The sequence below is a fragment of the Vibrio sp. MED222 genome (assembly GCF_000153005.1).
Taxonomy (GTDB): domain Bacteria; phylum Pseudomonadota; class Gammaproteobacteria; order Enterobacterales; family Vibrionaceae; genus Vibrio; species Vibrio tasmaniensis_A.
Genome location: NZ_CH902608.1, coordinates 442,147 through 450,785, shown reverse-complemented (window position 1 = coordinate 450,785; position 8,639 = coordinate 442,147). Strand labels below are relative to the sequence as shown.

The window sequence follows — 8,639 nt, the reverse complement described above, 5'->3', positions numbered from 1 at the left end:
GGTGACCGTGCTCGTGCTGAAAAGCATACGCGGGTGACATAATTGGTCTGCATAACCACGGCACAATTCAGATTGGCGATACCTTTACTCAAGGCGAAAGCTTGAAGTTCGCAGGTATTCCTAACTTTGCGCGTGAGCTATTCCGTCGTATTCGTCTGCGCGATCCATTGAAGCAGAAGCAACTTCTAAAAGGCTTGGTTCAGCTTTCTGAAGAGGGCGCGGTTCAAGTATTCCGTCCTTTGCAAAATAACGATCTGATCGTTGGTGCAGTTGGTGTACTTCAGTTTGATGTGGTTGTAGCGCGCTTGAAAGCGGAATACAACGTTGAAGCGATTTACGAAGGTGTGAACGTTGCAACTGCACGTTGGGTTGAATGTGATGACGCTAAGAAACTAGAAGAGTTCAAACGTAAGAGCCAAGCTAACCTAGCGTTAGATGGTGGTGATAACCTATCTTACATCGCACCGACTATGGTGAATTTGAACCTAGCTTCTGAACGTTTCCCAGAAGTTCAGTTCCGAGCGACGCGCGAGCACTAATTACTCTGCGCTCTATTCGAGTTAAACAAAAACGTCTATTGTTCTGCAATAGGCGTTTTTTTATTCGTGTCTTTTGAGGTTAGAGGCTTAAGGTAAGTATGTTCAGTTGGATAAAAGCTTGGATTAAGAAATACGATAAGTGGTGCGAAGAGCTTGGCTTAACGCCTGAAAATAAGCGCAGCTGCGTGGCTTATCGCCGTGACCCTCAAGGACAACAAACAGAGAGTAGGGAAGATGACACCAGAATTAAGTGAATTTCCGCTGTTTGACACCCATTGCCATGCGGACTTTGACATTTTTGAGCAAGGTTTTTCACTTGATAAAGGTATTGAAGGTTACGTTAAAGAAGCGAAACAGGCGCAAGTCGAGAAGTTAATCATCCCTTCTATTGGCCAAAGTAACTGGAGGAAGCTTGATGAAATCGCTCAATCTTACCCTAATGTTTATTACGCATTAGGCTTTCATCCTTACTTTTTAGAGCAAGCCAATGACGAGCAATTTTCGGAACTTCGCCAATTACTCTCATCAAAAACCAGTCAATGTGTTGCGATAGGAGAGTGTGGTCTCGACTTTTTTGTCGATGTTGCACGGGAGAAACAAGAGCGTTTTTTCATTCAACAAATAGAGCTAGCTAAGGCGTTTAAGCTGCCTTTAATCATCCATGAAAGGAAGTCTTTTAACCGACTTATTGAGCTAATAAAGCAGTATAAATTTACTTTGGGTGGCGTGATTCATGGATTTTCAGGGAGCGAACAGCAGGCTTTGGCGTGGATTCAGCTTGGTTTCTATATTGGTGTCGGTGGAACGATTACTTACCCAAGAGCACAAAAAACACGCACCACTATCTCAAAACTGCCTCTTGACTGCGTGGTGTTAGAAACGGATGCCCCGGATATGCCCATGCATGGAAAACAAGGAAATGTTAATCATTCCAAGTATTTAGTTACGATCTTAAATGAACTGTTTTTGCTTAGAAAAGAACCGAAGCAATCGGTTGCAGAGCAAATTTGGCAAAATAGCCATCGCGCATTCGGTATATGTGAATAAAATCGAAGGTTTTTGTTTATCGTTTGCGTAAATTGCACTTGGCTTGTGATTCGGCTCACATTTACGTGTGAATGGTACATGAATCTTCTACAAAAGTGTGAGGACGGCATTACTTTATTAGTGGTCGCATGAGTATAATTGCCTCCGCTTTATAGCCCCATTTTGTAACACGCCAATAAATAACTAATAAGGAAGTCATAAACTATGAGCCTGTTTATGAGCCTCGTCGGAATGGTTGCACTGATTGCAATCGCAGTACTACTATCCGACAACCGCAAAGCAATTAATCTAAGAACAGTGGGTGGCGCTTTCGCTATCCAATTCGCACTTGGTGCATTCGTACTTTACATCCCTTGGGGTCGTGATCTACTTGCAGGTTTCTCTGCTGGTGTAGCAAACGTGATCGACTACGGTAAAGATGGTACTGGCTTCCTATTTGGTAGCCTTGTTAACTTCTCAGTTGACGGTATCGGATTCATCTTTGCATTCCAAGTTCTACCAACACTAATCTTCTTCTCTGCTCTTATCTCTGTACTTTACTACATTGGTGCGATGCAAGTTGTAATCAAGGTTCTTGGTGGTGGTCTTCAGAAAGCTCTAGGTACTTCTCGCGCCGAGTCTATGTCTGCAGCTGCAAACATCTTCGTTGGTCAAACGGAAGCGCCTCTAGTTGTTCGTCCATTTGTTCCTAAAATGACTAACTCTGAACTATTCGCAGTAATGTGTGGTGGTTTAGCGTCTGTTGCTGGTGGTGTACTAGCGGGTTACGCATCTATGGGTGTACCTCTAGAGTACCTAGTAGCAGCGTCATTCATGGCAGCACCTGGTGGTCTACTATTCGCTAAAATCATCAAGCCTGAAACTGATGAAGTTGACGAGAACCTAGGTTCAGACATCGACGGTGGCGACGACAAGCCTGCTAACGTTATCGATGCAGCTGCTGGCGGTGCGTCAGTTGGTCTACAACTAGCACTTAACGTTGGTGCAATGCTACTAGCATTCATCGGTCTAATCGCTCTTATCAACGGTATCCTAGGTGGCATCGGTGGTTGGTTCGGTATGGAAAACCTAACTCTAGAACTTCTTCTAGGTTGGATCTTCGCACCGTTAGCATTCATCATTGGTGTTCCATGGGAAGAAGCAACTATTGCTGGTTCTTTCATTGGTCAGAAGACAGTTGTTAACGAATTCGTTGCATACCTAAACTTCGTCCCATACATCGGTGAAAACGCTCAAATCGTTGAAGCGACTGGTCAAGTAATGTCTGTTAAGACTCAAGCAATTATCTCGTTCGCTCTATGTGGTTTCGCAAACCTTTCTTCAATTGCGATTCTTCTAGGTGGTCTAGGTGGTATTGCTCCAAACCGTCGTCACGACATCGCACGTATGGGTGTTAAAGCGGTTGTAGCTGGTACTCTATCTAACCTGATGGCAGCAACAATTGCTGGCTTCTTCCTGTCTTTCTAATCAGTTAGAAATCGATATATAGACGCCATAATAATATCGCCCCGTAGCAAGAAATTGCTGCGGGGCTTTTTTGTTTTTGGGCCTAGTGATTTTGAGCATTAGCATGAGTGAATGCTTGGAGTCGAAAATGGGTCTAGAATGTTTTTTTGAGATACAAACCGTTTGCGTTCTAAGGAGCACTACAATTTATTGATGGATACCTATAATGTATTAGCTAAAGGGATAGGATGTCTCTGCTGGCAAGAAAGTAACATTGAGATTAGCTCGAACGTTATTCTTCTGGGATTAAGCCAAACTTAGCTATACGCTATATTAGCAATACACTATAGATGTTAGACACAACATGACTGATTTGTTGTGCCATAGACCAAACTGGTACTGTGCGGTGACAAGGATTGCAATTGGTAGCGAAAGTTATCAAGTCTTCAGGGAACCAAGTCCGTTCATTTGTGACTACTGAGCATTACTAAAATATCCATCTATACTGGATGGATGGTGAAGTAGTTAACTATTTGAATATATTGATCGGAGATAGAAATGAGCGATTTAAAAGCAGCAGCTCTACGTGCACTTAAACTTATGGACCTAACTACGCTAAATGACGACGATACTACTGAAAAAGTAGTGGCACTTTGTCATGACGCGAAGACTGCAGTTGGCAACACCGCTGCAATCTGTATTTACCCTCGCTTCATCCCAGCAGCTAAAAAGGCGTTGCGTGAGCAAGGTACTCCAGAAGTACGCATTGCGACTGTAACTAACTTCCCTCATGGTAATGACGACATCGAAATTGCTGTTGCAGAAACAAAAGCAGCGGTAGCGTACGGCGCAGACGAAGTTGACGTAGTATTCCCATACCGTGCTCTTATTGCTGGCAACGAAGAAGTTGGCTTTGAGCTAGTTAAGCAATGTAAAGCCGCTTGTGGTGACATCACGCTTAAAGTGATCATCGAAACTGGTGAGCTAAAAGAAGAAGCACTGATCAAGAAAGCTTCTCAGATCTGTATCGAAGCAGGTGCAGACTTCATCAAAACTTCAACAGGTAAAGTGCCAGTAAACGCGACTCCAGAGTACGCGCGCATGATGCTTGAAGTTATTCGTGACATGGGCGTAGCTAAAACAGTGGGTTTCAAACCAGCTGGTGGCGTACGTACAGCTGAAGATGCTCAAGCTTACCTAGCAATGGCTGATGAGCTACTAGGCGCTGAGTGGGCAGACAACATGCACTACCGTTTTGGTGCTTCAAGCCTACTAACTAACCTTCTTAATACATTAGAAGTGACAGACGAGACTGCTGATCCAGCAGCATACTAATTTCCCTATCGGGTATAACAATAAAGTCTGTTTGATGGAGTGGCGTTAAGTCACTCCATATTACCTCTTTCCCTACAAACCATACTCACTAGAGTTTGGGAGGCACTAATGTATCTACCTCAAGAAATTATTCGCAGAAAACGTGATGGTGAAGTCCTAACGACTGAAGAAATTAACTTCTTCATTCAAGGCGTGGCTAAAAATACCGTTTCTGAAGGCCAAATTGCAGCATTCGCAATGGCTATCTTTTTTAATGAAATGACGATGCCAGAACGTATCGCACTGACGTGTGCAATGCGTGATTCGGGCATGGTGATTGACTGGAGCCACATGAACTTTGATGGCCCAATCGTTGATAAGCACTCTACTGGTGGTGTTGGTGACGTAACTTCTCTGATGCTTGGCCCTATGGTGGCAGCATGTGGTGGTTTCGTTCCAATGATCTCTGGTCGTGGCTTAGGCCACACTGGCGGTACGCTAGACAAACTTGAATCTATCCCTGGTTACAATATTACACCAACCAACGATGTGTTTGGTGCTGTAACCAAAGAAGCTGGCGTAGCGATCATCGGCCAAACTGGCGATTTAGCACCGGCTGATAAGCGCGTTTACGCGACTCGAGATATCACGGCAACAGTCGACAACATCTCGTTGATCACAGCTTCAATTCTGTCTAAGAAATTGGCTGCTGGTCTTGATTCTCTAGTGATGGACGTAAAAGTAGGTTCAGGCGCATTCATGCCGACTTACGAAGCGTCTGAAGAGTTAGCAAAATCTATCGTTGCAGTAGCAAACGGCGCGGGTACAAAAACAACGGCAATCCTAACGGACATGAACCAAGTTCTGGCTTCTTCAGCGGGTAACGCAGTAGAAGTACGTGAAGCGGTTCAATTTCTAACCGGCGAATATCGTAACCCTCGTTTGCTAGAAATTACGATGGCATCGTGTGCTGAAATGCTGGTTTTGGGTAACCTTGCAAAAGATTCAGACGAAGCGCGTGAAAAACTGATGGCAGTACTGGATAACGGTAAAGCAGCAGAGTGCTTCGGTAAAATGGTAGCGGGCCTTGGTGGTCCAACTGATTTCGTAACGAACTACGATAACTACCTAGAAAAAGCAGAAATTGTTAAACCAGTGTACGCGCTAGAAAGCGGTGTAGTATCAGCGATGGATACGCGTGCAATTGGTATGGCTGTCGTTGGTATGGGCGGTGGTCGCCGCGTAGCAACAGACAGCATTGATTACGCAGTCGGTTTTGATAGCTTCATTCGCCTTGGCGAAGTAGCAAGCGACGATAAACCATTAGCAATGATTCATGCTCGCAATGAACAACAGTGGCAAGAAGCTGCAAAAGCATTACAAAATGCAATCACTGTGGGCGGAGAATATACAGCAACGCCAGACGTTTACCGTCAGATTCGTTCTGAAGACGTGTAAATAACAGGTATCGGCATACCTTGTGTATGCCGATAAACAGAGTTCTGGTGCAAAGAGCAATAAGTTGGTGAAGAAAATGAAAAGAGCATTTATTTTAGTTTTAGATTCATTCGGTATCGGCGAAACAGCAGATGCGGACACATTCGGTGATGTAGGTTCAGACACTATGGGTCACATTGCTGACCATTGTGAGCAAGGTCTTGCAGACAATGCGGATCGTAAAGGTCCACTAACGCTGCCAAACCTGTCTAAGCTAGGTTTAGCTATGGCTCACAAAGAGTCTACAGGTCGCTTTGCTCCTGGTATGGACGCAGACGCTGAGATTATTGGCGCGTACGGTCACGCTGCTGAGCTGTCTTCTGGTAAAGACACGCCATCAGGTCACTGGGAAATCGCAGGTGTACCGGTATTGTTTGACTGGGGCTACTTCACCGACAAAGAAAACAGCTTTCCAAAAGAACTGACTGACCGCATCCTTGAGCGTGCAGGTCTATCTGGCTTCTTAGGTAACTGCCACTCATCGGGTACAGAAATCCTAGATAACCTGGGTGAAGAACACATGAAGAGTGGCTTGCCAATCTTCTACACTTCAGCAGACTCTGTTTTCCAAATCGCATGTCATGAAGAGACATTCGGTCTACAGAACTTATTAGACCTTTGTCAGATTGCTCGTGAAGAGCTAGAAGACTACAACATCGGCCGTGTTATTGCGCGTCCGTTCATTGGCCCTGGTAAAGGTCAGTTCGAACGTACTGGTAACCGTCGTGACCTTTCTGTTGAGCCGCCAGCGGCGACAGTTCTTCAGAAGTTGGTTGATGAGAAGGGCGGTAATGTTCACTCAATCGGTAAGATCTCTGATATCTACGCGGGTTGTGGTATTACTCAGAAAACCAAAGCAACAGGTATCCCTGCGTTATTTGAAGCGACTAAAGAAGCGATCAATGAAGCGGGTGACAACACTATCGTGTTCACTAACTTCGTTGATTTCGACTCAGCTTACGGCCACCGCCGTGATGTTGCAGGTTACGCAGCGGCACTTGAGTACTTCGATGGCCGTATCAATGAAATCATCGATATGATGAAAGAAGATGATGTACTTATCCTAACTGCTGACCACGGTTGTGATCCGACATGGCCAGGTACTGACCATACTCGTGAACATATCCCTGTGATTGTTTACGGAAACAAGGTTCCTGCTGGCTCTTTAGGCCGTCGTGATACCTTCGCTGATATCGGTCAAAGCTTAGCATCTTACTTTGGCACATCGCCAATGGGACACGGTACAAGCTTTCTATAATAGTTAACGAAGAGAGAGGGAAACCTCTCTCTTTTTTTTGTTTTGAGATTAAGGATATTTTCAATGGCTACTCCACATATTAATGCTGAAATGGGTGATTTCGCTGACGTAGTTCTAATGCCCGGCGATCCGTTACGTGCAAAATACATCGCTGAAACCTTCCTAGAAGAAGTGGTTCAAGTGTGCGATGTTCGTAACATGTTTGGTTACACGGGTACTTACAAAGGCCGTAAGGTTTCGGTAATGGGACATGGTATGGGCATTCCATCTTGTTCTATTTACGCGACTGAGTTGATCAAAGACTTTGGTGTGAAAAAAATTATTCGTGTCGGCAGTTGTGGTGCAGTGAGCGAAGATATCAAAGTACGCGATGTGGTTATCGGCATGGGGGCGTGTACCGACTCAAAAGTGAATCGTATTCGCTTTAAAGGTCATGACTTCGCGGCTATTGCGGATTACAAAATGGTGCGTGCGGCAGAAGATGCGGCAAAAGCGCGTGGTGTAGACGTAAAGGTTGGTAATCTATTCTCGGCTGAGTTGTTCTACACGCCAGATCCTGAAATGTTCGAAGTCATGGACAAGTACGGCATTGTCGGCGTAGAGATGGAAGCGGCGGGTATCTATGGTGTATGTGCTGAATACGGCGCAAAAGCTCTGACTATTTGTACTGTTTCTGATCACATCAAAACTGGTGAGCAAACCACATCAGATGAACGTCAAACGACCTTCAATGACATGATGGTTATCGCACTCGATTCAGTGCTGCTTGGTGACCAAGACTAATCTGCTAATAGATTTCAAAAAGCTTAATAGATACCGCAAAGTTTAATAGATAACAAAAGCCCCGTTGCTGCCTGAGCTTCGGGGCTTTTTATTGAATTTGTTAAACTAAGCTGTTAAGAGCTGACATTTTTAAGCAGCCAGTTTTCCCCAGACTTAGCCTTTCTTTTACGAATAAGCATGATGAACAACACGCCACTGACAAATCCCATTAAGACCATACCGATCATGTAGCGATCGCTCTTACGGTAGTGATGATCAGAAATAGCTGTCATTTTTCCTGTCTCAAAAGTTACGCGGATAAAGCCAATGATCGTACTCTCTGGAGAGTAAATAGGTTCAACGAGTTGCTGCCTGCCGATACTTGCTGTTGAAAGAGGTGTGTCTAAGCCAAGAACCTCGCGTACCGAGAGCGCTTTTTCACTCGAAGCCAGTCGGATCCCTTCTGCATCGTAGATGGTGGTATCAAATACCAATCGATCCTGAGACAGCTGGTTAGTGAGCTCTAGTAGGCGCTCTTGGTCTTGCTGAGTGATCATCTTACTGGCTGAAAGTGATGCCTGTGAGATCAGTAGTTTGGTCAGCGTTTCCAACTGTTTTGCTTGGATCTTCTCGTTACCTTTACTGATCACTACTGTGTTTTTAATTGTTACCACGAACATAGCAGCCAACAGAATTAGGGCTAGTACTCGTAAAGCGTTACGTATTGAGAACAATGATTCATTCATGTTTCACGAAGCCTGAAATAAACAAATGTT

Annotated in this window: 8 protein-coding genes and 1 pseudogene; 8 read left to right on the top strand and 1 reads right to left on the bottom strand. The window is 44.7% G+C overall.

Going from position 1 to position 8,639, the window contains the following annotated elements; genetic code table 11:
• The 8 genes and pseudogenes from prfC to deoD form a co-directional block, all read left to right on the top strand.
• A pseudogene (prfC, locus tag MED222_RS08580) lies at positions 1–539 on the top strand (peptide chain release factor 3); the annotation flags it as partial.
• Between the two features lie 98 nt (positions 540–637).
• Entirely contained in the window at positions 638–793 is a 156-nt protein-coding gene (locus MED222_RS22525; RefSeq protein WP_009847525.1) for a DUF5363 family protein, read from the top strand.
• Positions 774–1,586, top strand: a complete 813-nt coding sequence (locus MED222_RS08585) for a TatD family hydrolase (RefSeq protein WP_009847524.1) — start codon at positions 774–776, stop codon at positions 1,584–1,586. Before MED222_RS22525 ends, MED222_RS08585 begins: the two co-directional genes overlap by 20 nt.
• A 204-nt stretch (positions 1,587–1,790) precedes the next feature.
• Entirely contained in the window at positions 1,791–3,053 is a 1,263-nt protein-coding gene (locus MED222_RS08590; protein ID WP_009847523.1) for a NupC/NupG family nucleoside CNT transporter, read from the top strand.
• 537 nt (positions 3,054–3,590) lie between these two features.
• The gene (gene deoC, locus MED222_RS08595) at positions 3,591–4,367 is read left to right on the top strand and encodes a deoxyribose-phosphate aldolase (RefSeq protein ID WP_009847522.1); all 777 of its coding nucleotides are present in this window, start codon (positions 3,591–3,593) and stop codon (positions 4,365–4,367) included.
• Between the two features lie 108 nt (positions 4,368–4,475).
• Positions 4,476–5,804: a thymidine phosphorylase gene (gene deoA, locus MED222_RS08600; RefSeq protein WP_009847521.1), complete on the top strand. Its 1,329-nt coding sequence runs from the start codon at positions 4,476–4,478 to the stop codon at positions 5,802–5,804.
• Between the two features lie 76 nt (positions 5,805–5,880).
• Positions 5,881–7,101: a phosphopentomutase gene (locus tag MED222_RS08605; RefSeq protein WP_009847520.1), complete on the top strand. Its 1,221-nt coding sequence runs from the start codon at positions 5,881–5,883 to the stop codon at positions 7,099–7,101.
• A 63-nt stretch (positions 7,102–7,164) separates the two neighbouring features.
• The gene (gene deoD, locus MED222_RS08610) at positions 7,165–7,884 is read left to right on the top strand and encodes a purine-nucleoside phosphorylase (protein WP_009847519.1); all 720 of its coding nucleotides are present in this window, start codon (positions 7,165–7,167) and stop codon (positions 7,882–7,884) included.
• A 113-nt stretch (positions 7,885–7,997) separates the two neighbouring features.
• On the opposite strand, the gene MED222_RS08615 is transcribed toward deoD, so the two are convergent.
• The gene (locus tag MED222_RS08615; RefSeq protein ID WP_009847518.1) at positions 7,998–8,609 is read right to left on the bottom strand and encodes a YtjB family periplasmic protein; all 612 of its coding nucleotides are present in this window, start codon (positions 8,607–8,609) and stop codon (positions 7,998–8,000) included.
• Between the last annotated feature and the right edge of the window lie 30 nt (positions 8,610–8,639).

Coding starts and splice junctions, on each gene's coding strand:
- MED222_RS22525 (WP_009847525.1), top strand. CDS start 638: ATGTTCAGTTGGATAAAAGCTTGGATTAAGAAATACGATAAGTGGTGC.
- MED222_RS08585 (WP_009847524.1), top strand. CDS start 774: ATGACACCAGAATTAAGTGAATTTCCGCTGTTTGACACCCATTGCCAT.
- MED222_RS08590 (WP_009847523.1), top strand. CDS start 1,791: ATGAGCCTGTTTATGAGCCTCGTCGGAATGGTTGCACTGATTGCAATC.
- deoC (WP_009847522.1), top strand. CDS start 3,591: ATGAGCGATTTAAAAGCAGCAGCTCTACGTGCACTTAAACTTATGGAC.
- deoA (WP_009847521.1), top strand. CDS start 4,476: ATGTATCTACCTCAAGAAATTATTCGCAGAAAACGTGATGGTGAAGTC.
- MED222_RS08605 (WP_009847520.1), top strand. CDS start 5,881: ATGAAAAGAGCATTTATTTTAGTTTTAGATTCATTCGGTATCGGCGAA.
- deoD (WP_009847519.1), top strand. CDS start 7,165: ATGGCTACTCCACATATTAATGCTGAAATGGGTGATTTCGCTGACGTA.
- MED222_RS08615 (WP_009847518.1), bottom strand. CDS start 8,609: ATGAATGAATCATTGTTCTCAATACGTAACGCTTTACGAGTACTAGCC.